General features: G+C 45.5%; 27 protein-coding genes. 21 read left to right on the top strand and 6 right to left on the bottom strand.

Annotation, left to right across the window (positions count from 1 at the left end):
* Positions 1-70 precede the first annotated feature (70 nt).
* From F0261_RS03200 to dnaB, 5 genes are all read left to right on the top strand, one after another.
* Positions 71-646 carry an RNA polymerase sigma factor gene (locus F0261_RS03200; protein WP_171337192.1) on the top strand — a complete coding sequence of 192 codons (576 nt, stop codon included), beginning with the start codon at positions 71-73 and terminating at the stop codon, positions 644-646.
* Positions 639-1,151: a hypothetical protein gene (locus F0261_RS03195; protein WP_014977659.1), complete on the top strand. Its 513-nt coding sequence runs from the start codon at positions 639-641 to the stop codon at positions 1,149-1,151. The genes F0261_RS03200 and F0261_RS03195 overlap by 8 nt, the downstream gene beginning before the upstream one ends.
* A 13-nt stretch (positions 1,152-1,164) precedes the next feature.
* Positions 1,165-2,166 carry a DUF4097 family beta strand repeat-containing protein gene (locus F0261_RS03190; RefSeq protein WP_171337191.1) on the top strand — a complete coding sequence of 334 codons (1,002 nt, stop codon included), beginning with the start codon at positions 1,165-1,167 and terminating at the stop codon, positions 2,164-2,166.
* A gap of 254 nt (positions 2,167-2,420) precedes the next feature.
* The gene (locus F0261_RS03185) at positions 2,421-2,891 is read left to right on the top strand and encodes a hypothetical protein (protein ID WP_171337190.1); all 471 of its coding nucleotides are present in this window, start codon (positions 2,421-2,423) and stop codon (positions 2,889-2,891) included.
* Between the two features lie 115 nt (positions 2,892-3,006).
* Positions 3,007-4,392 (top strand): replicative DNA helicase, encoded by a 1,386-nt coding sequence (gene dnaB / locus F0261_RS03180; protein ID WP_014951107.1) that lies wholly within the window; start codon positions 3,007-3,009, stop codon positions 4,390-4,392.
* Positions 4,393-4,518: 126 nt separating this feature from the next.
* Here dnaB and F0261_RS03175 read toward each other — a convergent pair whose 3' ends face one another.
* From F0261_RS03175 to F0261_RS03155, 5 genes are all read right to left on the bottom strand, one after another.
* Complete coding sequence (locus tag F0261_RS03175) at positions 4,519-5,715, bottom strand: OmpA family protein (RefSeq protein WP_075177285.1); 1,197 nt, start codon at positions 5,713-5,715, stop codon at positions 4,519-4,521.
* Between the two features lie 101 nt (positions 5,716-5,816).
* A complete protein-coding gene (locus tag F0261_RS03170) occupies positions 5,817-6,254 on the bottom strand; it encodes a secondary thiamine-phosphate synthase enzyme YjbQ (protein ID WP_171337189.1) in 438 nt (145 codons plus the stop codon).
* Positions 6,244-6,708: a chemotaxis protein CheX gene (locus F0261_RS03165; protein ID WP_014951104.1), complete on the bottom strand. Its 465-nt coding sequence runs from the start codon at positions 6,706-6,708 to the stop codon at positions 6,244-6,246. The genes F0261_RS03170 and F0261_RS03165 overlap by 11 nt, the downstream gene beginning before the upstream one ends.
* Positions 6,698-7,171 carry a transcriptional repressor gene (locus tag F0261_RS03160; protein ID WP_014951103.1) on the bottom strand — a complete coding sequence of 158 codons (474 nt, stop codon included), beginning with the start codon at positions 7,169-7,171 and terminating at the stop codon, positions 6,698-6,700. Before F0261_RS03160 ends, F0261_RS03165 begins: the two co-directional genes overlap by 11 nt.
* A gap of 35 nt (positions 7,172-7,206) precedes the next feature.
* Complete coding sequence (locus tag F0261_RS03155) at positions 7,207-7,671, bottom strand: Rsd/AlgQ family anti-sigma factor (protein WP_014977657.1); 465 nt, start codon at positions 7,669-7,671, stop codon at positions 7,207-7,209.
* A gap of 161 nt (positions 7,672-7,832) precedes the next feature.
* Here F0261_RS03155 and nudC point away from each other — a divergent pair, with 161 nt between their 5' ends.
* The 3 genes from nudC to F0261_RS03140 all read left to right on the top strand — a co-directional run bounded on the left by nudC (position 7,833) and on the right by F0261_RS03140 (position 10,673).
* Positions 7,833-8,666: an NAD(+) diphosphatase gene (nudC, locus tag F0261_RS03150; protein ID WP_081334030.1), complete on the top strand. Its 834-nt coding sequence runs from the start codon at positions 7,833-7,835 to the stop codon at positions 8,664-8,666.
* A gap of 268 nt (positions 8,667-8,934) precedes the next feature.
* The gene (gene hemE, locus F0261_RS03145; RefSeq protein ID WP_014951100.1) at positions 8,935-10,026 is read left to right on the top strand and encodes a uroporphyrinogen decarboxylase; all 1,092 of its coding nucleotides are present in this window, start codon (positions 8,935-8,937) and stop codon (positions 10,024-10,026) included.
* Between the two features lie 23 nt (positions 10,027-10,049).
* Positions 10,050-10,673 (top strand): hypothetical protein, encoded by a 624-nt coding sequence (locus F0261_RS03140; RefSeq protein WP_171337188.1) that lies wholly within the window; start codon positions 10,050-10,052, stop codon positions 10,671-10,673.
* A gap of 64 nt (positions 10,674-10,737) precedes the next feature.
* Here F0261_RS03140 and queG read toward each other — a convergent pair whose 3' ends face one another.
* Positions 10,738-11,880 (bottom strand): tRNA epoxyqueuosine(34) reductase QueG, encoded by a 1,143-nt coding sequence (queG, locus tag F0261_RS03135; protein WP_014980562.1) that lies wholly within the window; start codon positions 11,878-11,880, stop codon positions 10,738-10,740.
* 6 nt (positions 11,881-11,886) lie between these two features.
* Between queG and F0261_RS03130 the strand changes: the two genes are divergently transcribed.
* From F0261_RS03130 to F0261_RS03070, 13 genes are all read left to right on the top strand, one after another.
* Positions 11,887-13,386: an NAD(P)H-hydrate dehydratase gene (locus F0261_RS03130; protein WP_171337187.1), complete on the top strand. Its 1,500-nt coding sequence runs from the start codon at positions 11,887-11,889 to the stop codon at positions 13,384-13,386.
* A gap of 69 nt (positions 13,387-13,455) precedes the next feature.
* Complete coding sequence (gene tsaE / locus F0261_RS03125; protein ID WP_171337186.1) at positions 13,456-13,938, top strand: tRNA (adenosine(37)-N6)-threonylcarbamoyltransferase complex ATPase subunit type 1 TsaE; 483 nt, start codon at positions 13,456-13,458, stop codon at positions 13,936-13,938.
* Positions 13,939-14,023: 85 nt separating this feature from the next.
* Positions 14,024-15,373 (top strand): N-acetylmuramoyl-L-alanine amidase, encoded by a 1,350-nt coding sequence (locus tag F0261_RS03120; RefSeq protein ID WP_049585701.1) that lies wholly within the window; start codon positions 14,024-14,026, stop codon positions 15,371-15,373.
* Between the two features lie 94 nt (positions 15,374-15,467).
* Positions 15,468-17,327: a DNA mismatch repair endonuclease MutL gene (mutL, locus tag F0261_RS03115; RefSeq protein ID WP_049585703.1), complete on the top strand. Its 1,860-nt coding sequence runs from the start codon at positions 15,468-15,470 to the stop codon at positions 17,325-17,327.
* A gap of 43 nt (positions 17,328-17,370) precedes the next feature.
* A complete protein-coding gene (miaA, locus tag F0261_RS03110) occupies positions 17,371-18,264 on the top strand; it encodes a tRNA (adenosine(37)-N6)-dimethylallyltransferase MiaA (RefSeq protein ID WP_051129072.1) in 894 nt (297 codons plus the stop codon).
* Between the two features lie 78 nt (positions 18,265-18,342).
* Positions 18,343-18,591 carry an RNA chaperone Hfq gene (hfq, locus tag F0261_RS03105; protein WP_014951092.1) on the top strand — a complete coding sequence of 83 codons (249 nt, stop codon included), beginning with the start codon at positions 18,343-18,345 and terminating at the stop codon, positions 18,589-18,591.
* 17 nt (positions 18,592-18,608) lie between these two features.
* A complete protein-coding gene (hflX, locus tag F0261_RS03100; protein ID WP_014951091.1) occupies positions 18,609-19,898 on the top strand; it encodes a ribosome rescue GTPase HflX in 1,290 nt (429 codons plus the stop codon).
* Positions 19,899-19,965: 67 nt separating this feature from the next.
* The gene (hflK, locus tag F0261_RS03095; RefSeq protein ID WP_014980559.1) at positions 19,966-21,117 is read left to right on the top strand and encodes an FtsH protease activity modulator HflK; all 1,152 of its coding nucleotides are present in this window, start codon (positions 19,966-19,968) and stop codon (positions 21,115-21,117) included.
* A gap of 5 nt (positions 21,118-21,122) precedes the next feature.
* Positions 21,123-22,004 carry a protease modulator HflC gene (hflC, locus tag F0261_RS03090; RefSeq protein WP_014980558.1) on the top strand — a complete coding sequence of 294 codons (882 nt, stop codon included), beginning with the start codon at positions 21,123-21,125 and terminating at the stop codon, positions 22,002-22,004.
* A gap of 319 nt (positions 22,005-22,323) precedes the next feature.
* Positions 22,324-23,901 carry an AbgT family transporter gene (locus F0261_RS03085; protein WP_014951088.1) on the top strand — a complete coding sequence of 526 codons (1,578 nt, stop codon included), beginning with the start codon at positions 22,324-22,326 and terminating at the stop codon, positions 23,899-23,901.
* A 212-nt stretch (positions 23,902-24,113) separates the two neighbouring features.
* Entirely contained in the window at positions 24,114-25,193 is a 1,080-nt protein-coding gene (gene hemH / locus F0261_RS03080) for a ferrochelatase (protein ID WP_014951087.1), read from the top strand.
* 93 nt (positions 25,194-25,286) lie between these two features.
* The gene (locus F0261_RS03075) at positions 25,287-25,688 is read left to right on the top strand and encodes a DUF4112 domain-containing protein (protein WP_014977648.1); all 402 of its coding nucleotides are present in this window, start codon (positions 25,287-25,289) and stop codon (positions 25,686-25,688) included.
* A gap of 142 nt (positions 25,689-25,830) precedes the next feature.
* Complete coding sequence (locus F0261_RS03070; RefSeq protein WP_171337185.1) at positions 25,831-26,715, top strand: intradiol ring-cleavage dioxygenase; 885 nt, start codon at positions 25,831-25,833, stop codon at positions 26,713-26,715.
* The last annotated feature ends 8 nt before the right edge of the window (positions 26,716-26,723 follow it).

Raw genomic sequence — 26,723 nt, 5'->3', positions numbered from 1 at the left:
GGTACGACTAACCTTATAACACTAACAAGTGCTAATGCTAATCAGCACCACAAATAACAAAGAGAAAAGAATGGAACACACACAACAACGTGTTGTACACGCCAATGTGGTGTTTGGTAATAAAAGCGAAAATGAGCTGATATCTAAAGCGAAAAAGGGCGATAAGCAGGCGTTTCGGTCCCTTTACGATGAACATATTGGGCGAGTCTACGCGCTTTGTTACCGGCTTACAGGTGAAAAGGGAATGGCAGAAGATGCCTCGCAAGAAGTCTTTATTCAGCTATGGAAAAAATTGGGTAATTTTGATGGGCAAAGTCAATTTTCCACGTGGTTACACAGCGTTACGGCAAACATTACCATCTCTTATATGCGTAAGCAGAAAGGGTGGGTGCAGCGCATGTTTAACTTGGAAAGCAGCGGCATTAACGAGATGCCGGCTGAAGAAAACAGCACCGATGTGGATTTAGAAGCACTAGTTATTCGCTTACCCGTGCGAGCCAGAATGGTTTTTGTCCTCCATGCAATTGAAGGTTACAGACATGAAGACATTGCCAGCATGTTGAACATGGCAGTGGGCTCAAGCAAAGCACAATTTTTCCGTGCTAAGCAATTATTGAAAGATTTTATGGGAGTCGATGATGAGTAATTTTGACGACAAGCTTGCTCAGCATATTTCTGAGATATCGAAAGAGAAGCAGCCAGAACGAGATTTGTGGCGAGGTATTGAACTCGGCATAACATCGCAGCAAGGCGACGCTTCACAAGACGACGCTTCATCATCTACGGTTACATCAAAACAGTGGATGGCAATAGCCGCAAGCGTTTGTTTAGTTACTGTATTGTGGTTTGCGGCTCCTTTTGCGTTTAAAGCTGATGAAAGTCGAAGCGATGGCTATGCCCTGATTGACGCAATGAGTATGCAGCAGCAACAACAAGTGAATAGTCTTCTTGCTAGTTATGAAAGTACAACGGCGCTAACTGAAGATTGGCAAGAGCAATTAAAAGAATTGGACGATGCTGCAGATGTTATTAAAGCGGCATTAAAGGACGATCCAGACAACTCAGCATTAATCAAAATGCTGCATCACGTATATCAACAGCAGATTGCCTTAATTGAGCGAGTGCACGCGCCAAAGTGGCAGCAAATTTAATAAGGGTTTAAAGATGAATATAAATACGAAAAGCACATTTTTGCATACGTTCATGGCACCTTTGGGGGCCAAGGTATTACTTACTACTGCGCTGCTAAGTATCGCTACTGCGGCGTTTGCAGGAGAAAAAGTAGATAAGACCATCGACACATCGTCTTCGCCGAAAGTGGACATTGAGCACATCAACGGAAAAGCAGATATCCGAGTTTGGGATAAGTCTCAGGTTCGTGTCACCGGTGAACTGGGCGATCAAACTGAAGAGTTCATCTTTGAAAGACGCGGAGATGTTGTGGTTATACACGTTGAAGTCGAGCGCCACTCAAAGAGCTGGTTTAATAAAGGAAAAGACGGCGACGACCTTGTTATCTACATACCTTCAGCAAGCGACCTCCACTACACCGCGGTCAATGCTGATCTTATTGCAGAAGGTATAACAAAAGCAGTAGATGTTGAGGTGGTAAACGGCGACGTAACCCTTAAAAACATAGGTGAGCGGGTTGAAGTTGAGTCGGTTAATGGCGATATCGTGCTTGAGAATGTGAGAGGCCGTTTAGAGGCGGAAACAGTGAATGGCGAAATTGAAGCGTCACACTCAGGAAACACGCCAGTAAGTTTTGCGTCAGTTAATGGCAAGCTCGACATCACTTCCGATAGCCCAGACGTATCAGTAGAAACCGTCAACGGTCGAATCGATGTGTCACTTCAAGCGGTGGACGTACTGCAAATCAATACGGTTAATGGAAGGACTTACGCAAGTTTAGGTCTTAATAAAAACGGTAGCGTAAAAGCGAATTCTGTAGGCGGTGCGATGGAATTTGTTTTTCAAGATGGCGTATCGGCACAATTTGATATTGAGACGCACGCTGGCGGCAACATAGTAAACAATATCAGTGATGAAAAGTCGCAAAAGCCTAAATATGGCCCAGGTAGCTGGCTACGCTTTATCCACAACGGTGGGGCTGCAAATGTAGACATCTCTACGGTACACGGGCGAATTGAAATAGACCAAAACTGAATAAGCTATAGGCAACACAATTGAAACTTTAGGTTGAAAAAATGAATTTAGTCCACATTTATTAATCAGACATGTGGTGATTAATGAAAAGCTGCGAATGATCGCAGCTTTTTTTGTTTGGTCGCTAAAAATGTGTAGCTGAGCGTTTGTAAGTAACAAAAGTGCGTTTTAATGGCTCTTAGTTACAAGTTAGCGGACCTGCACGCTTCACCCACATCATCACATGGTTTGTTATTTTTTGATTGGAGGTTAAATTGAGTATTGTTGGACACGTCAAAAGGTTTTGGCGATTTCATAGTCTAATTATTGGTGCGTTTGGAATATGCGCATTTACGCTAGGCTGTGCTGTTCAGGAACCCGCTTATTACGAAGGTACTTGGGTGGTGACTAAGGCCTATAATGTAGGTGTTTCAGCTCACTCATCAATAGAGTCAGAAAAGTTCTTGGGTCGCTCGGTAACCTATGCTTCAGACTCGGCTAAACTCGATCAGGCATTTTGTGAGTCACCGGTGTATTCAACGAAAAATATCAGTAATCAAGGTTTTTATGCTGCTTTTAAAGCCTCTCCATCATCGCTCGGCTTTAGCGACGACAAGATTACTGAAGTAAGTTTGTCGTGCCTTGATAATTCAGCAATCATGGGTTCTACACTCATTTTTCAGGAAGGTGGCAGCGCCTACACCTTGGTTGATGGTACGTTTTTAAAGCTGGAGAAAACGCTTTAAACGATGTTGTCTTTTTGCGCTTTCGCAACAAAATGACGACTTCCTTTGTTGAGTGATGGACGTTAAAAGCGCATAATATCCAACTGACTTTTGTGCATTGGAATAGGTTTCACTCGTGGCGTCTGCGTCTAAAAACGATAAGAATGTTGAAAAATTGAAGGTTCCACCTCATAGCATTGAGGCTGAGCAATCTGTTTTGGGCAGCATGCTTATTGACCCTGAAAGCTGGGACAAAGTCGCGGAGCTTGTTACCGATAACGATTTCTACAATCGCTCACACCAAATTATCTTTCGTGCTATCACTCGACTACTAAACAGTAGCCAGCCAATAGATCTTATAACAGTATCAGAAGAGCTGGAAAAGCATGATGAACTGGAAGATGCCGGTGGTTTTGCCTACTTAGGTGAACTTGCCAAAAACACGCCAAGTTCTGCGAACGTTGTGTCTTATGCGCAAATTATCAGTGAGCGCGCGATAACCCGTGAGCTTATTGGCGTGGCGCATGAAATAGCGGAAGTTGGGTACAACCCCGAAGGCCGTGACAGTGCAGACATTCTTGACCTGGCCGAAAGTAAAGTATTTGAAATTGCCGAGCGAAGAACTGGTGAAAACGAAGGTCCTCGCGATGTCGAGTCTATCTTAGGGAAGACCATTGACCGTCTAGAAGAATTGGTGAAAACCAATAAAGACGTTACCGGTGTTACTACCGGCTTTACCGACCTAGACAAAATGACTAGTGGTATGCAGCCCTCTGACCTTATTATCGTGGCGGCTCGTCCATCGATGGGTAAGACCACCTTCGCCATGAACTTGATTGAAAACGCCATGATGGCGGAAGACAAACCTGTACTTGTTTTCAGTCTTGAGATGCCCTCAGAACAAATCATGATGCGTATGTTGGCGTCATTAAGCCGCGTTGACCAAACCAAAATTCGTACTGCTCAGCTGGATGATGAAGATTGGGCACGTATCTCCAACACCATGGCGATGCTTAAAGACAAAGATTGTTTGTTTGTTGATGATTCATCAGGCCTTACACCAATGGACGTGCGAAGTCGCGCAAGAAAACTCGCTCGCGAACGCGGCGGAATCAGTCTAATCATGGTGGATTATCTTCAGTTGATGCGCGTACCTTCTCTTAGCGATAACCGAACATTGGAAATTGCAGAGATCTCTCGCTCATTGAAAGCATTGGCTAAAGAGCTTGAAGTGCCGGTAGTTGCTCTTTCACAGCTTAACCGTACGCTAGAACAACGCGCCGATAAACGTCCTGTAAACTCTGACCTTCGTGAGTCTGGCTCAATCGAGCAGGATGCCGACCTTATTATGTTTATTTATCGTGATGAGGTTTATCACGAAAACAGTGAGTATAAGGGAATTGCAGAGATTATTATTGGTAAACAGCGTAACGGCCCAATTGGTACCTGTCGACTTACGTTCCAAGGCCAATTCTCACGATTTGACAACTATGCAGGCCCTGCCATAGCCGACGAATATTAGCCCCTCTTTTAGCGACTAAAGGCTTCGACCGTGGCCACGGTCTACATTTTAAGGGTTAACAAGTTAAAGTATTTCAGACACAAAAAAGGCGCCGTAGGGCGCCTTTTTCAATTCATATACAATGAATTACTTTTCTTCAGCTACTTTCACTGTGTCTTTAACTGTCACTGAAATGCGACGGTTAACACGGTGTGCTTCAGCATTCTTACCATTGTCTAGAAGCTGAGTTTCGCCGTAACCGATAGTCTCTAAACGAGAACCTTCGATACCGTACATGTCTACCATTACTTCTTTGAAGTTCGCAGCACGACGCTTAGAAAGGTCCATATTGTAAGCTTCACTACCTGGTGCAGAAGTGTGACCTTCAATTACCGCAGTTGTTGAAGGATACTGCTTCATGAACTCAGCAAATTCAGAGATTTCTGGATCTTTTGGCATTTTAACTACAGCACTTTCGTTGTCGAATAGAACGCGTAGTGTGATTTCTACCGTCTCTTCGTCAAATACTGTACAACCTTTTGCATCAACTTTTACGCCAGCTGGTGTATCTGGGCACATATCTTTGCTGTCTACAACGCCGTCGTTGTCCGAATCTTTAATTGCACAGCCAGTTGCATCTACTTTAGTGCCAGCTGGAGTGTTAGGACACTGGTCAACGTTGTTTAGAACGCCATCGTTATCATCATCGATGCTACAACCATTTGCGTCAACACGAACACCTGCTGGTGTCATTGGGCACTGGTCTTTGCTATCTACAACGCCATCGTTGTCGCTGTCTTTAGGCGCAGAAGGTGTGCTCTTACCAAATGGAATTGCAAGACCTACTTTAACGCTGTAATCGTTATAGCTTTCGCCGAAATCGTGGTATGTCGCGATTTCTGTGATTAGGCGAGCAGTTTCACCTACTTTCCAGTGTTTACCGATACCGATGTTACCAAGTGTCGTTGAATCACCAACTGATTGGCGTTTAACACCACCAAAAACGAACCATGCATCGTTTGGCATAAAGTACATAGCATCTACGCCAGTCATTTCGCCGCTCTCATCACCGCCGTCACGGAAGTCTACAGACAATTTTGTGAACTCTACACGTGCAGCCCAGCTTTGAGTGAAACGGAATCCGTATTCGAATGTCGCACCTAAACCGTCGTCATATACTTCGCCTTCAGTAAGAGAAAGCGGACGCGATTCGTCAGTGTTGTAATGCATACCTGAAATACCAAACCAGTTTTTGTACTCTGGCTCAGAAGAGTCTTGTGCAAATGCATTAGTTGCAGAAATTACAGCAAGAGATAGCGCTGCCATTTTAAAGTGTTGTTTCATAGTCACATCCTGTTTAACGTTGAGTGATTATCGATTTTTGATAATTTTGTGTTGTGCTTAACGTTTAACGCTAGCACAAATTGTGCCATTTATAATATGGGTTAGGCTGCGATCCCTTGTAATGTGGCAATAATTGTTCGTCTTCCACCATGATCTCGGTGTTCGCCGAGCATGATACCCTGCCACGTGCCAAGTGCAAGCTTGCCTTGTTGGACAGGTATAGTAAGTTGACACCCTAGTATACTCGATTTTAAGTGAGCAGGCATATCATCTTTACCTTCATAAGTATGCCTGAAAAAAGAAAGCTCTTCTTTTACACTATGGGTGAAAAACGCTTCCATATCATGCCTCACTGTAGGGTCGGCATTTTCATTGATTGTCAAACTAGCGCTTGTATGCTGAAGCCATAGGTGCAAAAGGCCGACTTCAACATGACGAATACTGGGTAGTGCAGATTCCACCTGCTGTGTTATCAGGTGAAATCCTCTCGGGTAGCTGTCGAGTGTAATTTTTTCAGACTGCCAGAAATTATTTGTCAAAACAGATTTCCAAATGCGCTAATCCTTCGTCGCACATGAAAGGAAGAATAATTTTAGCACCATCAACCTGGTGACTAATCGTATGTTGCTTTCCTGATACAACGATGGGTGTTGCCATTCCAAACTCGTAACCCCGCTCAGCAAGGTCTCGTTTTGCGTTACCGCAAATCATGTTGGTAACTTCGCCAACCATGTCGCCTACTTCTGCATCAAGCTTCTCAGGGCGCTCGCCCACCATTCTCTCCATTATGGTCAGGGCCAAAGACTCGTCAAAAGTAATAGACATAGAGCCGCGAACGTCAGGGCCCACCATGCCAATTAACCCCGATACATCGCCTTTGGCGATATCACTTTGTTTGCGCTTGGGCTTGCCCGGCGTCAATTTAGTTTGAGCCATGGTTTCAAGCACGTTCAAAAGACCAGCAATAAACGGGTTCACAAAATCAGCATTCATGTACACTCTCCTGGGCAGCGTGATCTTCCGTTTGTTGACAATCGGCACATAATCCATGGGCCTCTATAGTTTGTTTCGATACTTTGAATCCGTGTTGCTTTGCTTGGCTATCAAGGGTCTCTTGAAGACCTTCAGATTGAATTTCAGCAACATCACCACAGCTGTCACAAATTAGGAACTGAACAGGGTGGTTACAGCCAAAATGATAGCAGGCCACAAACGCATTGGTAGACTCTAAACGGTGAATGAACCCAAAATCGAGAAGAAAATCAAGGGCGCGATAGACTGTTGCAGGTTTAGCACTAGACTCTGTTTCTTTCAGAGAGTCGAGTAGTTCATAAGCACCCATAGGGCCGTGCTTTGAAACAAGAATTTCGTACACCTTTTCTCTAAGCGGTGTGAATCTGGCGCCGCGTTGCTCGCAATAAGCCCGTGCCTTATGAATAAGTGTGGTTTTGTTCATTGATGATAACCGTAAACTCGACTTTCATTGTTATATTAAAGCGTCACTTCTGGATCACGTTTTTTAGTGTGTACATGAGCTATTAACTCATCTTCCAAGGCAAAACGCTCTTCTAATGTCTCACCAAGCTTGGCTAGCGCTGAGTCAAATTCAGCTGCCTGCTCGGGCGTTACTGCTTGTGCAAACGTATCATTAAATGCGAGTGCTGCGTCAGTGGTTTTTGTCAATCTGGGGTAAAGTTTATCTCGTAGTGCAAGGCCTTCATTGTCGTTTTCAACCAACATATCGAAAACCTCAAAGTGTCCTACCGACAAATAATCGAGTAATGCGCTGCAAAAGTTGTCTATTTCATCTGGGTCAGGTAAACACTCGCTTCGCTTGTTAATACCTGCTAGTTCACAGAAAGAAACTAACAGTGCCTGTCTGTCCATTAACCAGCGGTCAATAACCTGGCTTTTCCCGCCCCATTTTGATTTAACGCTTTCTAACTGTTGCAACATTTTGATGTGTTACCCGTTTAGCGACAATAAGTTTCAGTATAACACTGTGCACTAGCGACACAAATTTTGCGCGAAAAAGTTCGTTTCAAAATGTATGGTGGCGATCTATACGCTCAGTATTTAGTGTAGTATGAAGCATTAAAGAACAGGAGTGATGTGCAATGATGATAAAGTTGGATGAGGCGAAACTAGCTGCTCAGCAAGCCCTGTGGGTGGTTTTTAGTCGCGGCAAAATTGTAGTACAAGAATCGTCTGAGTCTATCCCCGTTGCTTACCTGAGTGATATTCCATTTTTAGCATCTTATGTCGATGAAATTCATCAACTTCCGCCGCTCAATGAGACGGCACATAGAGACCTGCCCGTATACGTTGTTGATTTGGGCGCTGAGCATGTTGACGAACCCGGTTGGGAACGGGTATCGCTTAGACAGCTTCTTTTTGCCGAATACGATATTGCCTTTTCCGTTATTGGGCGAGCCTGGCAATACATCCACTTCTTGCGTACTCATCAATTTTGCGGGCAATGTGGAGCCAAGACTGAACGCGTAGACTGGGAAATGGCAATGCATTGTCACCGCTGCCAACATCGCAGTTATCCAAGAGTGTCTCCCTGTATCATTGTTTCTATACACGACAGCGAAAAAATACTTTTGGCCAAAGGCGTTCGCCATCGTGAATCCAATATGTATTCAACTCTTGCAGGCTTTGTAGAAAGTGGTGAAAGTCTGGAGCAAGCGGTACACAGAGAAGTTTTCGAAGAAGTAGGCGTTAAGGTTAAAAACTTGCGCTATTACAATAGTCAACCATGGCCATTTCCACATTCCTTAATGGTCGGGTTTATTGCCGAGTATGACGAAGGGGAAATTCGTTGTCAGGAGAACGAGATAGATGATGCGCAATGGTTTGATATAGATGCGCTGCCGACTATTCCACCGAAAGTGTCTATTGCAGGACAATTAATTGCTGAAACGGTGTCTCTAATCGGCGACAAATAAAAAACCCTGCCGAGGCAGGGTTTCAATAAGTTTAGCACGGTCCCATGTAGGGCTTCTTTTCTTTAACGGTTATAGTAATAGCAAACACTCACTTTAAGTGCAAGCGTCTTTTTAAAGTAATGTTCAAGTATTGTTTGTCTTTAATAATCGACACTACACCGATTTGTCGTTAAAACATTGATTTTTTAATACAGGTTTTAGCACACCTTAGTTAAGAATACTGGTATACTTTCGCGCTCAAATATCTTCAGTAATTTAGGTGAGTTATATGTCGCAAAATTTCCCCAGTGTTGATAAGCCCGCGTTAAAGAACGATCGTTACTTACGTGCGTTACTTAAGCAGCCGGTTGATGTCACACCTGTATGGATGATGCGACAAGCCGGGCGCTACCTCCCAGAGTACAAAGCGACTCGTGCAGTAGCAGGCGATTTTATGTCGTTGTGCAAGAATGCAGAACTTGCATGTGAGGTGACGCTACAACCTTTACGTCGTTTTCCTCTCGACGCTGCAATTCTCTTTTCGGATATTTTGACCATTCCAGATGCGATGGGCCTCGGTCTTTACTTTGAAACAGGTGAAGGCCCTCGCTTTAAAAATCCAATCACGTGTAAAGCGGATGTGGATAAAATCGGCCTTCCTGATCCAGAAGGTGAATTACAGTACGTAATGAATGCCGTTCGTACTATTCGCCGTGAGCTTAAAGGTGAAGTGCCATTAATTGGTTTTTCTGGAAGCCCTTGGACACTCGCGACTTACATGATTGAAGGTGGTTCAAGTAAAGCCTTTACCAAAATCAAGAAAATGGCATTTGCTGAGCCAGCAACGCTTCATGCGTTACTAGCAAAACTGGCTGATTCTGTTACCGAGTATTTAAATGCTCAAATCGCTGCTGGCGCGCAGTCAGTCATGGTATTTGATACTTGGGGTGGCGTGTTATCTCCACGTGACTACAAAGAATTCTCGCTTCAGTACATGGAACGCATTGTAAGTGGGCTGACCCGAGAAAATGAAGGCCGTAAAGTACCTGTTACCTTGTTCACCAAAAACGGTGGCATGTGGCTAGAATCGATTGCGGCGACAGGCTGTGACGCAGTAGGTTTAGACTGGACTATCGACATTAAAGAAGCGCGTGCGCGCATTGGCGATAAAGTTGCACTTCAAGGTAATATGGATCCATCAATGCTGTATGCTCAACCGCAAAGAATTGAGCAAGAAGTGGCGTCCATTCTAGAAGGTTACGGTGAAGGTAGCGGTCACGTATTTAATTTAGGTCACGGTATCCATCTAGACGTACCACCTGAAAATGCAGGTGTGTTCGTTAATGCGGTACATGAACTTAGTAAGCAATATCACAAGTAAGCGACTTCGATAAAGGAAGTAAAATGAAAACGTGGCTTGTGTTGTTGCTGATAGCGTTTGCATTGATAGCAGGGTATAAATTTTCTGGCTATCAACACCAACTCAGTGAATCCAATGCAGAAAAAGAGCGACTAACCAATGTGTTAGCGCGCTCTCGCGCCACGGAAACGAGTGAGCTGAAAGTTATTAAGCCCGCCGCCAAGTTGGTTTCAAATGAAGCAGGTGCGGTGCTCTTGGATACAAGCGTTACGAAAAACGACGAGATGAATATTGCCCCCGTTGCTGAGAATATCCAAATCATGGCGCCAGAGGTTTTCTACACGAAAACCGAAGGCTCACTCAATACGTTTTTTGCGCTGCCGCCTAACAACGAGCGCTTTGTTTTAGACTCGGTAAAATGTGAGAACGGACATTGCGAAATAACAGGTGAGTATGACGGTTCTGAAACTGAGCTGTCGCGAGTTATTGAAGCATTGGAACAGGAGCCGTGGTGGGAATTCGGCTCGCCCATCATAACCACGCAAGTGGCACAGCGAGGCCTCAAACTTAACGTTTCTTTCGCCGCATCCCATTCGCCAAATGCTCGTGTGCGTTATCGGAATAGCACTCAGGCCGATTTAAACAGTCAGCTTGCTTCGGCGGGTTAAGCCTAAAACCTATATACCTAAACTAAATGAATTCGCGGTATGCCTTATTCAAGCGTGTACTGCGTTAGGCGTCTCTTGGTAAGCCTTTTTCAATTACGCGAATGAGCCGCGCTTGCTGCCTGTTTTTTGCATCAGACGCTTGTTGCTTCTCTTGCTGCCGCTTAAGGGCCCAATCAATATGTCTGTCCACCAAGTCACTCACGCTCCCTCGTCTTTCTTTCAAAAGCAGAATGCTTTGTTCATCATACGGAGCGTTTCCTAACGCAACGGCAATATTACGCTGCCACTTCTCAAAGCCAATCCGCCTGATGGGAGAGCCTTCCGTATTGCGTAAGAAGGTTTCTTCAGACCAGCCGAAAAGCGCATTGAGACTTTGGCCGTGTAGTACTTGTCGCGGGTGGAAATCTTCTTCACTGGTAACATCGGCAAAGCGATTCCAAGGGCAAACAAGTTGGCAATCGTCACAGCCATAGATGCGATTGCCCATCATGGGGCGCAAATCTTCGGGAATATCTTTGTCTGATTCAATGGTGAGATAGGAAATACAGCGACGGGCATCTACTTTATAAGGCGCAACAATTGCATTGGTCGGGCAGATGGTTAGACACGCCGTGCAGGTGCCGCAACCCTCTTCAATTGGTGAGTCAGTGGGTAATGGCAAATTGATGAACAGCTCACCTAAGAAGAACCAAGAGCCGGCTTCTTTGTTGAGTGTCAGGCTGTGTTTCCCCGTCCAACCAATACCCGCTTTTTCAGCAATAGCGTGTTCCAATACGGGGGCTGAGTCTACAAACGGGCGATATTGGGTATGCGCCAGGGATGCGGTGATTTTCTCTCCCAATTGCTTCAGACGTTTGCGCAGCACTTTGTGGTAGTCACGGCCCAATGCATAGCGGCTGATGTATCCTATTTCTGGCTTTTTTAAATGCTTAGCAAACGAGGCGTCAGGAGGTAAGTAGTTCATGCGAACGCTTATAACCCGTAATGTCCCTGGGACCAACTCATCAGGGCGGGCACGCTTCATCCCATGACTTTCCATAAAGGCCATGTCACCGTGATACCCATTGTCTAACCATTCCTGAAGGTGTGCCTCGTGCTGATGTAGATCAATATCGCTGATGCCAACCTGCTGAAAGCCTAGCGCTGTACCCCAAGCCTTGATATTGTTGGTTAATTCAACAAGGTCGATAGAACTAAATTCGGACATGTGCTCATGCTAGATACTCAATTAACATCAAGTTTATCATACAAATTATTTCGGGCCGATCAGGTTAGGGAAAATGAGGGACAAGCCGCCGCGGATTCGGGCTGCGATATGTTCACGTTGATGCAACGAGCCGGCGATGTGGTGTTTAAGCAGTGTCTTGAGCTTATGCCAAACTCAGACGTTTACTTAGTGCTGGTGGGCCAAGGTAACAATGCGGGTGACGGCTACATTGCAGCAATAAACGCAAAACTTGCGGGTAAACAAGTGCATTTATGTGCGGTTGAGCCTGAACGTACGCTGGAAGGTGATGCTGGCAAAGCACAACAGCGCTGGCTCGATTCAGGTGGCAGTATCAATGGGTTTGACGCTGCGCTCCTCGAGAAGTCTGACGTAGTGATTGATGCGCTTCTTGGTACAGGTATTAATAGCTATATTCGCAATGAGTTTGCAGACATCATTGATGCGGTGAATGCGTCATCAACGCCGGTAGTAAGCGTTGATGTGCCGTCAGGGCTTGATGCAAATACAGGACAGAGCCTGGGGCGATGTGTTCAGGCTGATATCACCGTTACTTTTGTGGGCATTAAGCCGGGGCTTGTTACTGGTGCGGGTAAACAATCGTGCGGTAAGTTGGTGTATGCGGACTTGGGTATCGGCAAAGCGTTCCAAGCATTAGCTAAAGCGAGCGCGACCATGCTAAATATCGACCACTTTAAAGGTATGGGGCCACGGGAGATTAACAGTCATAAAGGGACTTACGGTCGACTATTGTGCATTGGCGGTAACCGCGGAACAGCAGGTGCCATTCGACTCGCCAGTGAAGCCGCACTGAGAAGTGGTGCGGGCATGGTACGCGTGTATACCCATGAGTCGTCAGTCGTTCAGGTCAGTGCAGGCAGACCTGAACTCATGGTCACCGACTTTAATTTGGAAGATGCATTAGCTTGGGCAACCTGTGTGGTTATTGGACCGGGTCTTGGGCAAGATGAATGGGCAGAAGGCGCATTTGAAACCACCATGAAGCACTGTCAAAGCCAAAATAAGCCTGTGGTCATTGATGCTGACGCGCTAAATCTGTTGTGTCAGCAGTCAACCGCGTACACCTTGTCTGACAGTATTTTAACCCCTCACGCAGGCGAGGCTGCGCGTTTACTTGGTGTTTCTATTGATGATGTAGAAAGCGACCGTTTTAACTACGCAAGGCAGTGCTCACAGCGATACCATGCGGTCTGTGTGCTAAAAGGGGCGGGTACGCTTATCGACAATGAAAAGAAAACCTGGGTTTGCCGTCACGGTAATCCTGGCATGGCTACCGCAGGAAGTGGTGATGTATTAAGCGGAATATTGGGCGCGTTGCTCGCGCAAGGCGTAGAAACAGATATTGCAGCGAAATATGGTGTAGTGCTTCATGCTAAGGCTGGCGATGATATTGCCCAACTGTATGGTCAACGTGGTATGATAGCGAGCGATTTGTTTGACGCAGTACGTGCGCTTATAAACCACTAGTTAGCGTGGTTTTGTCTTGAACGGGCAGGCATCTACTGTGTTTCTTTCTATTACCGTGGAATATTGTTGATGTCTTACCCGCATACCTCTTTTTTTGCTAATGAAGTAGATGATACAGCGCAGCTTGCCAGAGATTTAGCGCAGGCCGTTTCGAGTCAACTCCCTACCGATGCTGTTATTTATTTAAACGGCGACTTAGGTGCAGGGAAAACGACATTTAGCCGATATTTCATTCAATCTTTAGGTCATTCAGGTAGCGTTAAAAGTCCAACCTATACATTGGTTGAACCTTATGAGTTGGACGGCGTCAATATCTATCACTTCGACCTGTATCGCTTAGCCGACCCAGAAGAGTTAGAGTTCATGGGAATTCGCGATTACTTTGATTCGGGCGCTGTCGCGCTTATTGAATGGTCGGAAAAAGGGGGCGAATACTTGGCATCCCCAGACTTAGTGATTAGTATAAATATTACGCCATCGGGTAGGCAGTTTAATTTGGAAGCAAAAAGTGCCCACGGTGCGAAATTGCTTCAGCAATGCAAGCGCGTTTAGCGCAAATGCGAAATGAAAGAAAAACTGAATAAATAGCCGCTCCGGAGTTGACGAGAGCAGCATAACAATAACAGAAAGGCTAATTATGGTGCGCAGTATAGTTTCGGTATTATTATTGTGTTTCGTCGTGCAATTCGCACACGGTGCGCAAAATAACATCGACGGGGTTAGGATATGGCCGTCGCCGGACAATACGCGCGTTGTTTTCGATATGAAATCAGCGCCAGAGTTCACCTATTTTACGCTCAAAAATCCGCTTCGGCTTGTCATCGATCTTAACAACACCAGCGACACCGCTAAGCTTTCTGGTATTGAAAACAGCGGTGATTTGATTAAAAAGCTGCGCTACTCCACGCCGAAAAACAAGTCATCTGCCAGAGTGGTTGTTGAGCTCAATAGAAATACAAAGCCCTCGTTATTTGCAGTAACCCCCGATGGTGCTTACGGACACAGGCTGGTTGTGGATTTACCAGATAGTGCGCCGAAGCCAACGCCAACGTTATCAGCGTCGGCATCAACTGGCTCTGTCGTTATTGATGATTCTACCAGTGCCCGAGACCGAGACATTATCGTCGCCATCGACGCCGGGCATGGTGGTCATGATCCAGGTTCAATTGGTCCGGCTGGTACCTATGAAAAGCACATCACCCTGAGTATCGCCAAAAAACTGGAAGACATGATAAACCGAGAGCGAGGTATGCGCGCCATCATGACTCGTGGCGATGATTATTATGTCTCTCCTAATCGACGTCCTGAAATTGCGCGCGAGAAAAAAGCCGATTTGCTTATTTCCATCCACGCCGATGCGTTTAGTCAGCCTCAACCGCGAGGTGGTTCGGTGTGGGTACTATCCATGCGAAGAGCAGACACTGAATTAGGCCGCTGGCTAGAGAAATCTGAACGTCACTCTGAATTACTCGGTGGTGCAGCTGAAGTGATCAATGACAAATCAAGCGAGCGATATCTTACTGAAACCATACTGGGTTTATCGATGGATCACAGTATGGCAACCAGCCACGATTTAGGTAATAAAGTGGTTGAAGAGCTAAAGCAGGTGACCAGTCTGCATAAAAGAAAACCACAAGCCGCCAGTTTTGCAGTTTTGACCGCGCCTGACATCCCCTCTATTTTGGTCGAAGTTGGTTTCATTTCTAATCCGCAAGAAGAGAAGAATCTGAACTGGTCAAAACATCGCGAACGCTTAGCGAATGCCATGTTTAATGCGACTAAGCGTTACTTCAAGCAAGTTCCCCCTGATGGTACACTGTGGGCACAAGAAAGGGCGAACAACCGAACGCACAAAGTAAGAAGCGGCGAGTCGCTCTCGTTATTAGCACAGCGTTACAATGTAAAAGTAAGCAGCATCAAAGCAGCGAATGATCTTTCAAGTGATGTTGTACGCGTAGGGCAGGTACTAAATATTCCGAGAACATAAACCAAGGTTTTGTTTCATCGGCTTTTTCAGCACTTATTGCACTTACATATCGTATCGCCACGAATCCATATAGTTAAAATCATAGGGTAGTCCTTTGCCTATACAGCTTTTATCTCCCCAACTTGCAAACCAGATTGCCGCTGGTGAAGTGGTTGAGCGCCCCGCGTCTGTGGTTAAAGAATTACTAGAAAACAGCCTTGATGCTGGTGCCACCAAAATAGAAGTCGATATTGAAAAAGGTGGCCACAAACGCATTCGAATAAAAGACAATGGGTCAGGCATTGTCAAAAGTGAACTGCAGCTGGCCTTGAGTCGCCATGCAACCAGCAAAATCACCACGCTGGATGACTTAGAACAAATTCTCTCTCTTGGCTTTCGTGGCGAAGCGCTGGCCAGTATTAGCTCGGTAAGCCGGTTAACACTGACATCGCGCACTGAGTCTCAAGGTGAGGCGTGGCAGGCCTATTGTGAGGGTAGGGAAATGGCGGTAAATATCCAGCCAGCGGCCCACCCTGTTGGCACCACAATTGACGTGGCAGATCTGTTTTACAACACGCCAGCAAGACGTAAGTTTTTACGCACCGAAAAAACCGAATTTCAGCATATTGAAGAAGTCATAAAACGCATAGCACTGAGCTATCCCAAGGTTTCATTTGTTTTAAAACACAACGATAAAGTAGCAAAGCGCTTTATCGCCGACAAAGCAGGCAGTTTAGCCACCCGAATTGGCGCTGTGGTTGGACAAAAGTTTGTTCAAAACGCCGTACATATTAGTACTGAGTATGAAGGTCTTCACATTGATGCTTGGCTAGGTAATGAGGCCATGCTTCGCAGCAGTAATGATTGCCAGTTCAGTTTTGTTAACGGCAGAGGCATGCGAGATAAGCTTATTATGCACGCTATTCGCCAAGCGTACGAAAGCGTTTGGGGTGTGCTGGAGCAACCAAGCTTTGTGGTGTACTTAACGGTTAACCCTAAAGATGTGGATGTAAATGTTCATCCCGCCAAGCATGAGGTGAGGTTTCAACAAGGCAGATTGGTGCACGACTTTATCTGTAAAACCGTGAGTGATGCGCTGCACGCCATGACCGACGAACAGCCTTTATCAGGAATGGACGCAAACCGTCCTTCGGGCTCAGATTTCATGTCTTCTCAGGTAGAACACGATTACATTAGGCCTTTACAGAATCAAACGTCGGATAATGCACAGGCGTTCAATGAGTCTTCTCGTTACTCGACGGGGGGAGTCTCTCAAGGCGCGCCACAGCCTTATGGGCAATTTACAGGCAGTCCAAGAAATACATCCTCGGGGAGTGCCAGTGGCGGACGAAGTGGTGGCGCTACACATAAGCAAAGTCGAGGGCCAAGCGCGGCATATCAGTCAAATTACAATGCGTTAATGACGCCAAATAGCGACATTATTAACAACAATGCAGACCCAATAGCCGGTGTAGAGCACGTTAATCTAACTTCCCAGTGTAGAATTTACCCAAAATCAGAAAAAATTTACCTTCTTTGTGCAACTAAAGTTGCAAGTATCTGGTTAAGCGAACTATTTTTAAAAGCGCAGCATGGGCAACCGTTGTTAATGCCCGTTGCTGTTTCGCTCAATAATGTCAATGAGCAACTGGTTACACTGTTAAACGACGCGCATTTTGAAGTGAATAAAGTGGCTGGCAAATATCGGCTGCAACAGGTGCCGGCCGGCACCAGGCACTTGCCGTGGCTCAAGTGGTTTGAATACTTCTTATTAGTTGAACTAAATGATGAAGTAAATTCACTTGATGATGCCGTAAAATCATTGGTTTTGCCTGAACATGTTTTAGATGAAGAGACATCAAATGCGCTGTGGTACTGGTTGGATCAGCAGAGCGAAGTGAAACAATGGGAAATTATTGAGCAATTTGCTAAAGTGCGCCCCTTAAATTCAGTGCTAGATGTATGGGGAGAATAAGGTGTCCAATGGCATAAATTCTGCATTGCCAGTAATAGCAATTATGGGCCCCACGGCATCAGGCAAGACAGGCTTGGCGCTTGATATAGCGGCCAAGGTTGAAAGCGAAGTAATTAGTGTTGATTCAGCCCTTGTATATAAAGGTATGGACATCGGCACTGCGAAGCCAACGCAGGAAGAGCAAGCAGGTGTAGTACATCATCTTATTGATATTATCGACCCTGCACAAAGCTATTCGGTGTCGCAATTTGTAAACGACACTAATGCGCTTATTGGCGATATTTTAGCGCGTGGCAAGGTGCCAATTTTGGCTGGAGGTACAATGATGTACTTTAATGCCTTGATAAATGGAATTTCGCCACTACCTAAGTCAGATGAAAAGATACGGGACGAAATAACACAGCAGGCACAACGCTTGGGTTGGTCTAAATTACACGATGAATTACGTGGTGTAGACCCAATTAGTGGTGAGAGAATTCACCCCAACGACCCACAGCGGATTACCCGTGCGCTGGAGGTGTATAGAAGTACCGGCAAGACGTTGACACATTGGCAACAACAAGAGGGTGAAAAGTGCCCTTATAACATTGCACAATTTGCCATAGCGCCCGCAGACAGGGCAGTGTTGCACGAACGTATAGCGACCCGCTTTGATTTGATGTTGGAGCAAGGGTTTGAGAATGAAGTAGTAAAACTCTACGAACGCAGTGATCTTCATGAAGATTTGCCTTCTATTCGTTCGGTAGGGTACAGACAAATGTGGCAGTACCTAGACGGCCAATTGAGTTACGCAGAAATGCGTGAAAGAGGCATTATCGCTACAAGACAGCTCGCCAAGCGTCAGCTCACGTGGTTACGGGGCTGGGAGCAGGTTACATGGCTAGACACATTTGCTAACGATAATTTGACTAAAATTACAGCGAAAGTCACACTTTAAATGTTTGAGTGTGGTATATATTAGACGTGCAGTGATAGTGAAATTCCTATCACGAATAATAAAAACTAAGGATATCAAATGGCTAAAGGGCAATCTTTACAAGACCCATTCTTGAACGCTTTGCGTAAGGAACGTATTCCAGTATCAATTTATCTGGTAAACGGTATTAAACTTCAGGGACAGGTTGAATCTTTCGACCAGTTCGTAATTTTACTGAAGAACACAGTAAGCCAAATGGTGTATAAGCACGCGATTTCTACTGTCGTTCCAGCACGCGCTATCACAATGCCTAGCGCAGGAGATTCTGAAAATACTAAAGGTGAATAATTTAAAAGGTAACGCGCTTGTTTGACCGTTATGAAGCCGGTGAACAGGCTGTACTTGTTCATGTTAATTTTTCCGACGAGAACAGTAAAGAAGACTTAAGTGAGCTTGAATTACTTGTGTCTTCAGCAGGGGTTAATGCGGTAGAAGTTATTACGACTTCGCGCAGTGCGCCTCATGCTAAGTTTTTTGTTGGTTCAGGTAAGGCAGAGGAAATAGCAGCGGCAGTGAAAGCACACGATGCCAACGTTGTTATTTTCAACCACGCGCTTTCTCCTTCTCAGGAGCGTAATTTAGAAGCGGTGTGTAAATGCCGGGTGTTAGATAGAACGGGGCTAATTCTTGATATTTTTGCGCAGCGCGCAAGAACACATGAGGGTAAGCTCCAGGTCGAACTAGCCCAGTTGAGGCATATCTCAACTCGTCTCATCAGAGGATGGACCCACCTCGAGCGTCAAAAAGGTGGTATTGGTCTTCGCGGTCCAGGTGAGACACAGCTAGAAACTGACCGTCGACTACTTCGTGGTCGTATTAAAGCCATTCTTCGTCGTTTGGAAAAAGTGCAAAAGCAACGCGAGCAGGGTCGTCGCTCGCGCAAACGCGCTGAAATTCCAACGGTATCCTTAGTTGGCTATACGAATGCGGGAAAATCGACGCTGTTTAACACCATTACCGACTCACACGTTTACGCTGCCGATCAGCTGTTTGCAACGCTAGATCCCACGTTACGCAAAATCGATTTAAAAGACGTAGGGCCGGCTATTTTAGCCGACACGGTAGGTTTTATTCGTCATCTTCCTCACGACCTAGTTGCTGCGTTTAAAGCGACACTTCAAGAGACTCAAGAAGCAGATTTACTGCTCCATGTGGTTGATATTGCTGATGCAAAATATCGCGAAACCATGGATGAAGTTAATGATGTACTTGAAGAAATTGAAGCTGGAGAGATTCAACAATTACTAATCTGTAATAAGATTGATAAACTAGACGACGTTCAACCGCGTATAGAAAGAAACGACGAAGGCGTGCCTGTTAGAGTGTGGCTATCTGCACAAACAGGCGAAGGAACGGAATTATTGAGCCAAGCTTTAACCGAATGTTTAGGTAAAAGTATGGTGAATTACACATTAAAGATTCCGCCTGCACAAAGTCGATTGCGCGGCGTGTTGTACGAACTAAACTGTATTGCTAGTGAAGAATACGACAGTCAGGGAGACTGGGTAGTTGATGTAAGAATGCCCGCCGCTGACTGGAACAGACTTGAAAAACGTCTGGAAAACGGAATATCAGAGTATGTTGTGCGACATTAGTCAGTGCTAGTCACTGCATTGAGCATGCGAAATTCAAAAATATAACAGTAATCTATGGAGTATCAGCATGGCTTGGAATGAGCCGGGTGGCAATAATAACGACCCGTGGAAGAATCGCGGTGGGAAAGAGCAAGGTCCCCCAGATTTGGACGATGTTTTTAAGAACTTATTTGGTAAGTTTGGAAAGTCAGGTGGCAACGGCGGTGGCTCAGGCAAAAGCCTAGGTGGTATCGGCGCTGGTATTCTTGTAGGTTTACTTGTCGTAATTTGGTTCATTAGTGGTTTTTACACTATTCGTGAAGCAGAACGTGGCGTAGTGCTTCGCTTCGGTGAGTACCACGAGCAGGTTGAGCCGGGTCTTCGTTGGGCGCCAACGTTTATTGACTCAGTAATCCCAGTTGATGTTCAGTCAATTCGCGACCAGTCATCTTCAGGCTCTATGCTTACAGAGGACGAAAACGTGGTAAGCGTTCAAATGGAAATGCAATTTCGCGTTGTAGACCCATATCGTTGGACGTTTGCCGTTGAAAGCCCTGAGCAGAGTTTAAGTCAGTCTCTTGATAGCGCTATTCGCTACGTAGTTGGCCACTCCAAAATGGACGACGTACTTACCGACGGCCGTGAAGTAACGCGTCAGCGTGTATGGGAAGAGCTTCAAGCGATCATTGAACCCTACAATATGGGGGTTTCCATTATCGATATGAACTTCCGTGATGCCCGCCCACCAGAGCAAGTTAAAGATGCTTTTGATGATGCGATTGCTGCACAGGAAGATGAACAACGTTTCATTCGCGAAGCAGAAGCCTATGCGAGAGAAATTGAGCCTCGTGCACGTGGTCAAGTCAATCGTATGAATGAAGAAGCGCAAGCATACAAAGAACGTGTAACGTTAGAAGCGCAGGGTGAAGTGGCACGTTTTGAAGAGCTGCTTCCTCAGTACGAGCGTGCTCCTCAAGTTACTCGCGAACGTATTTATCTAGAGACCATGGAAGAAGTGTTGGGTAACACCAGTAAAATCATGGTTGATAGCAAAGGCGGTAATAACATGATGTATTTGCCTTTAGATAAGATTATGGAACGTCAGCAATCTACGAACAACAAGAATACGCGCAATACACTGGAAGGCTTACAAGCACCAGTAACTGATGCTAACGGCCGCAGCCGCAACAGCTCGCCAAGTACAGGCTTGCGTGGCGATAGCTACAGAGAGGGGAGATAAGCACAATGAAGAATTTGTTAATTGCAGTATTCGTTCTTCTTGTATTGCTTGCATCAGGCTCACTGTTTGCAGTTAAAGAAGGCGAGCGCGCCATTGTTATTCAGTTTGGTAAGGTTCAGCGCGATGACGCGACCGGTGAAACTCGGGTTTTTGAGCCAGGTTTACACTTTAAACTTCCGTTTATTGACTCGGTACGCCATCTAGATGCGCGTATTCAAACGTTGGATGGAACGCCTGATCGCTTTGTAACAAGCGAGAAGAAAGATCTGATTGTTGACTCTTATGTTAAGTGGCGCATAGAAGACTTTGCACGTTACTACCTATCAACGGGTGGCAACAAGCTGCAAGCAGAAGCACTACTGAAGCAAAAAGTAAACAACGGTCTACGTTCTGAGTTTGGTACTCGTACTATTGCACAAATCGTTTCTGGTGAGCGTTCAGCGCTTATGAACCAAGCAATGGAACAAGCTTCTACATCGTCTGACGAGCTTGGTATTGAAATTGTAGACGTACGCGTTAAGCAGATTAACTTACCTACTGAGGTGAGCAACTCGATCTTCCAGCGTATGCGCGCAGAGCGTGCCGCCGTAGCTCGTGAGCACCGTTCAGAAGGTCAAGAGCAAGCCGAAGTCATTAAGGCAAATATCGATGCTAAGGTAACGGTAATGCTTGCTGATGCTGAGCGTAATGCACGTCAACTTCGCGGTGAAGGTGATGCGATTGCGGCACAAATTTACGCTGACGCTTACTCAAAGAACGCTGATTTTTACAGCTTCCTGCGCAGTATGGACGCGTATAAGCAAAGCTTTAACAGCAAACAAGATGTCATGGTTATTGCACCAGACAGCGACTTCTTCAAGTATATGAACAAGTCAAACGGTAACTAAATAGCCGAAATTTAAAGCTTTAAAAACCAGTCTTTTTAGACTGGTTTTTTTACGCCTTTTGAAAGGCTAACGGTATGATATAGCGGGTTATATCTAATCAGCGTAGCCGGACAATTTAGGAAAATGTACACTGACTTAACCCTTCATTTACCCTATCCACTGCCAAAATTTTACTAAATCGGGTAAAATACCGTCTGAATACTATTAAAACACGTCACTATTTATGTACAACGTTGATGCCTTCCCAGCATTAACCTTGGTGTGGTAGACGTCAATAAACGACAGAGGGAAGATTTTGACAACGGAAAATACAAATACAGTGTCTGCCGATGATAGGGGCGGACAAGGTGGGTTATTCTCGCGATTTCTCACCACGGTGGAATGGTTAGGAAACCTGCTCCCACATCCAGTAACGCTGTTCGCACTGCTTTCACTTTTCATTGTGTTACTTAGTGGGATACTTGGTTACTTTGACATTGCTGTAGCTGACCCTCGCCCAATAGGTGCAAAGGGGCGTGAAGAAGACGGTATGATTGAAGTCATATCGCTGATGAGCGCAGAAGGTTTGCAGCGAATAGTGACAGGCTTGGTTACCAATTTCACAGGCTTTGCTCCACTGGGTACCGTACTTGTTGCGCTTCTTGGTGTATCGGTTGCAGAACATTCTGGCCTGTTATCAGCAGCAATGCGCGCGTTGGTGATGAATGCCTCTAAACGTGCCGTGACCTTTGCTATCGTCTTCGCAGGTATCATTTCAAACACAGCATCAGAGCTTGGCTACGTGGTACTAATTCCGCTGGCAGCGATGATTTTCCACTCGTTAGGTCGTCACCCGTTAGCGGGTCTGGCCGCCGCGTTTGCAGGTGTATCGGCTGGCTATAGCGCCAACCTACTACTTGGAACTGTCGACCCACTGTTGTCGGGTATCACGGAAGCCGCTGCTCACATGATTGACCCCGACTATATGGTAGGCCCAGAAGTAAACTGGTACTTCATGTTCATCAGTACCTTCGTTGTAGCCACAATGGGAGCGTTGGTCACCGAAAAGGTTGTTGAGCCGAGACTCGGTAAATTTGACCCTGCTGATGCTTCCATAGATTTAGGCAAGCAATCTATGGACGCGCCTACGGATTTAGAAAAGAAAGGCCTGCGTTGGGCAGGTATATCGTTTGTTATTGTTTGCGCAATACTAGCGCTAACGGTAGTGCCAGAAAACGGTATATTGCGTCATCCAGAAACAGGTGAAGTAGCGGGCTCTCCGTTCCTTAAAGGCATTGTTGCATTCATATTTATCACCTTTGCTATTCCTGGCTTTGTTTACGGTAAAGTTACCAAGTCGATGAAGAACGACAAAGATGTTATTGATGCCATGTCTAAAAGCATGGGGGCAATGGGTCTTTACATTACGCTAGTATTCTTTGCTGCGCAGTTTGTTGCGTTTTTCAAATGGACAAACCTAGGCACAGTATTAGCCGTTAAAGGTGCTGCGTTGTTACAAGCGGCAGGGTTAGATGGCCCAGCGGTGTTTATTCTGTTCATTCTGATGTGTGGTGTAGTGAACCTGTCGCTAGGGAGTGCATCAGCGCAATGGGCGGTAACAGCACCTATTTTTGTACCAATGCTCATGCTCATAGGCTACGCGCCTGAAGTGATTCAAGCTGCATACCGTATTGGTGATTCAGTCACAAACGTTATCGCACCTATGATGAGCTATTTCGGACTAATCTTGGCCATGGCTGCAAGGTACAAGAAAGACTTGGGAATGGGCACGCTCATTGCCATGATGCTGCCTTACTCAATGGTGTTTATCGTAGGTTGGACAATTTTGTTCTACATTTGGGTGTTCCTACTCGGTATGCCGGTAGGCCCGGGCGCAGCGACTTACTATCAGCCTTAAATAGATAGCTTTACGCGCTGCCACACGCATAATGCGGCAGCAAACTAAGAAAGCGGCATGTGTTTTTGAAAAGTATTTTCGAACACCTGTCGCTTTTTTAATGTCCAAAATCTATTAGCGCAATCGCACTTTTTTGGCGTTATAGCAGATCATAATCTAAGGTAATTCAGTATAATACGGATATAGCGCAGTACTTCTCGGACTATGAAAACATGAAATACAAATCGAACAAAGGTTTTACTCACGGGCAACCAGATAAAATTGGCGTACTGGTAACGAATTTGGGGACACCGGAAGCGCCAACTAAGCAGGCGTTACGCCCTTATTTGAAAGAGTTTCTTTCTGATCCGCGGGTTGTGGAAGTGCCTAAAGCGATTTGGTGGTTTGTATTAAATGGTATCATTTTAAACTTTCGCCCTAAGCGTTCTGCTGAGGCTTATTCCACCGTATGGACGGAAGAAGGCTCTCCACTTATGGCTATTACTAAAGCGCAAGCATCAGCTATTGCTGAACGCTGTAAAGCCCAATATGGCGATGACGTAATAGTCGACTTTGCCATGCGCTACGGCAAGCCCGCCATAGGTGATACCATCGAGTCCATGTTGGAAAAAGGCGTACGCAAACTCGTCGTCTTACCGCTTTACCCTCAATACAGCGCGTCGACAACTGGCTCCACATTTGATGCTATCGCTAAGGATTTCACCTCTCGCCGTTGGCTCCCAGAACTTCGCTTCGTGAATCACTATCACGATCGCGATAATTTCATCACCGCGCTGGCGAACAAAGTAAAAGCGCATTGGGAAACCCATGGAAGGGCGGACAAGCTTATTTTGTCTTACCACGGTATTCCAAAGCGCTATTTAATGAATGGTGACCCCTATCACTGCGAGTGCCACAAAACGTCACGCTTGCTTGCCGAGAAACTTGGCCTTTCACACGACGAATATATGACGACCTTCCAATCTCGTTTTGGTCGAGAAGAGTGGTTGAAACCGTATACAGATGAAACGTTAAAGTCTTTACCTGAAAAAGGGGTGAAATCCATTCAGGTTATGTGCCCTGGCTTCTCAGCCGATTGCTTGGAAACTATTGAAGAAATTGGTGAAGAGAATCGCGAGTACTTTATGGAAGCTGGTGGTGAGCGCTATGAATACATCGCGGCACTTAACAGTGACAAAGAACATATAGACGTGCTTTTTGACATAGTGCAAGAAAACCTGCATGGGTGGACAGTACAGTCGGACAACGGTTTGCGCGCAGGCTTAGCAAGAGCGCTAGGCGCTGAAAAGTAGTGTTTGAAAAGCTGACAGTAAACGTTTCGAGGAAAACCAATAGGGAAATCACCCTTGGTGGCGCATTTATTATATTAAAAGGGAGATAAGGTCGTGGAAGGAAAAGCACCAAAGGCACTACTTAAAGCGCAAAAACTGGCGAACTTGCTGGATACTGCTGTAAAGCTCCCTTTTATCCCAATAAGAATAGGCTTGGATTCAATCGTGGGCCTTATCCCAGGAGCCGGTGACGCGCTGATGCTCTTCGTTTCACTTCGAATAGTTTGGCTGGGAAAATCATTGGGTATGCCCAAAGCGTTAATAGCTCAAATGGTAAAAAATTCAGCAATCGACTTTGGCTTAGGTTTTATTCCATTTGTTGGCGACATTGTGGATATATTCTATAAAGCCAATCAGAAAAATGTTCGTATTATGGAGCGCTGGTGGATAAGCGAAAATAAACATGAGGTAGATAAAGTAACACAGAAGGCGCTATCCGAATGGAGTGCTGAATAACCGAGGTTTAGTTACCCAAATACCTGCGCTTTTTTCACTTTGCTTATTTACTGTGTAAAGCTACGTAAAGCTTGAGTAAATAAGAGAACCTTGTCCTTTAGCTAAATGTCTTTTTTGCAAAGACAACCAAGGGCAACGTACGATGACATCAAAAAAATTAACGGAAGAGTCGCTCAAGCGACGCCGCTTTATGAAAACAGCGGTGGGGCTTACATTGGCTCCTATTGCTATCGGGTTGTGGGGGTGTGGAGGTTCCAATTCCGCCTCTGACAGTTCCACAACATCTAACTCCTCATCTTCCAATAACGACACCGATTCAAATGCCGAACCTGAAGAAGATTTTGACGGTTGGGCAAGCGGTGGCACGTCAGCTATGACATCAGATTTTCCAGACGATAGTTTATTTGACACTGCTTCTGTATGCAGTGTGGCTCTCACAGGTTCTCAAACGGAAGGCCCGTGCTATTTTCAAAGTGACTATCTTGACGACATATCATATGAGCAAACAGGTTTGCCGATGATGTTGTGTTTTCAGTTAATTGATGAAGCGTGTAATCCCCTATCGGGTTATGAAATTGAAGTATGGCATTGCGATGTAGACGGCGTTTATTCAGGAGATACCAGTGATAGTGCCGATGCCAGCGGATTTAATTCGGCATTTTGCACGGGAAACGAAGTGGATGCATTAAGTGCGAAGTGGTTCAGAGGTATTGCGGTGACAGATGCTAGCGGAAGAATAAACCTAAAAAGCTGTTTTCCCGGCTGGTACAGCAGCCGAGCTATCCACATCCATTTTCGTATACGTCGCAATAATACTGATCAATTGGTTTCTCAATTTGGCTTTTCCGATAGCTTTTGCCAAGACATTTGTACCAATCATCCCGACTACAGTCAGCGGGGTGAGCCAGACACGTTGCTGGGGCAAGATACAGTGTTTGGCAGTGACTACAATGAATATACATTTAGTGTGTCACAAAACGAAGATGGTTCTTTGCTCGCATACAAGCGCATAATAATCAGTGATTAGACTTCCTT

The organism is Alteromonas sp. 07-89-2 (genome assembly GCF_013113925.1).
Classification (GTDB): domain Bacteria; phylum Pseudomonadota; class Gammaproteobacteria; order Enterobacterales; family Alteromonadaceae; genus Alteromonas; species Alteromonas macleodii.
Note: the sequence above shows the minus strand (reverse complement) of the source record. Positions and strands in the feature narration are given on the sequence as shown.

Coding starts and splice junctions, on each gene's coding strand:
- F0261_RS03200 (WP_171337192.1), top strand. CDS start 71: ATGGAACACACACAACAACGTGTTGTACACGCCAATGTGGTGTTTGGT.
- F0261_RS03195 (WP_014977659.1), top strand. CDS start 639: ATGAGTAATTTTGACGACAAGCTTGCTCAGCATATTTCTGAGATATCG.
- F0261_RS03190 (WP_171337191.1), top strand. CDS start 1,165: ATGAATATAAATACGAAAAGCACATTTTTGCATACGTTCATGGCACCT.
- F0261_RS03175 (WP_075177285.1), bottom strand. CDS start 5,715: ATGAAACAACACTTTAAAATGGCAGCGCTATCTCTTGCTGTAATTTCT.
- F0261_RS03165 (WP_014951104.1), bottom strand. CDS start 6,708: ATGAATGCTGATTTTGTGAACCCGTTTATTGCTGGTCTTTTGAACGTG.
- F0261_RS03160 (WP_014951103.1), bottom strand. CDS start 7,171: ATGAACAAAACCACACTTATTCATAAGGCACGGGCTTATTGCGAGCAA.
- F0261_RS03155 (WP_014977657.1), bottom strand. CDS start 7,671: ATGTTGCAACAGTTAGAAAGCGTTAAATCAAAATGGGGCGGGAAAAGC.
- nudC (WP_081334030.1), top strand. CDS start 7,833: ATGATGATAAAGTTGGATGAGGCGAAACTAGCTGCTCAGCAAGCCCTG.
- hemE (WP_014951100.1), top strand. CDS start 8,935: ATGTCGCAAAATTTCCCCAGTGTTGATAAGCCCGCGTTAAAGAACGAT.
- F0261_RS03140 (WP_171337188.1), top strand. CDS start 10,050: ATGAAAACGTGGCTTGTGTTGTTGCTGATAGCGTTTGCATTGATAGCA.
- queG (WP_014980562.1), bottom strand. CDS start 11,880: ATGTCCGAATTTAGTTCTATCGACCTTGTTGAATTAACCAACAATATC.
- F0261_RS03130 (WP_171337187.1), top strand. CDS start 11,887: ATGCTAGATACTCAATTAACATCAAGTTTATCATACAAATTATTTCGG.
- tsaE (WP_171337186.1), top strand. CDS start 13,456: ATGTCTTACCCGCATACCTCTTTTTTTGCTAATGAAGTAGATGATACA.
- F0261_RS03120 (WP_049585701.1), top strand. CDS start 14,024: ATGGTGCGCAGTATAGTTTCGGTATTATTATTGTGTTTCGTCGTGCAA.
- miaA (WP_051129072.1), top strand. CDS start 17,371: ATGGGCCCCACGGCATCAGGCAAGACAGGCTTGGCGCTTGATATAGCG.
- hfq (WP_014951092.1), top strand. CDS start 18,343: ATGGCTAAAGGGCAATCTTTACAAGACCCATTCTTGAACGCTTTGCGT.
- hflK (WP_014980559.1), top strand. CDS start 19,966: ATGGCTTGGAATGAGCCGGGTGGCAATAATAACGACCCGTGGAAGAAT.
- hflC (WP_014980558.1), top strand. CDS start 21,123: ATGAAGAATTTGTTAATTGCAGTATTCGTTCTTCTTGTATTGCTTGCA.
- hemH (WP_014951087.1), top strand. CDS start 24,114: ATGAAATACAAATCGAACAAAGGTTTTACTCACGGGCAACCAGATAAA.
- F0261_RS03070 (WP_171337185.1), top strand. CDS start 25,831: ATGACATCAAAAAAATTAACGGAAGAGTCGCTCAAGCGACGCCGCTTT.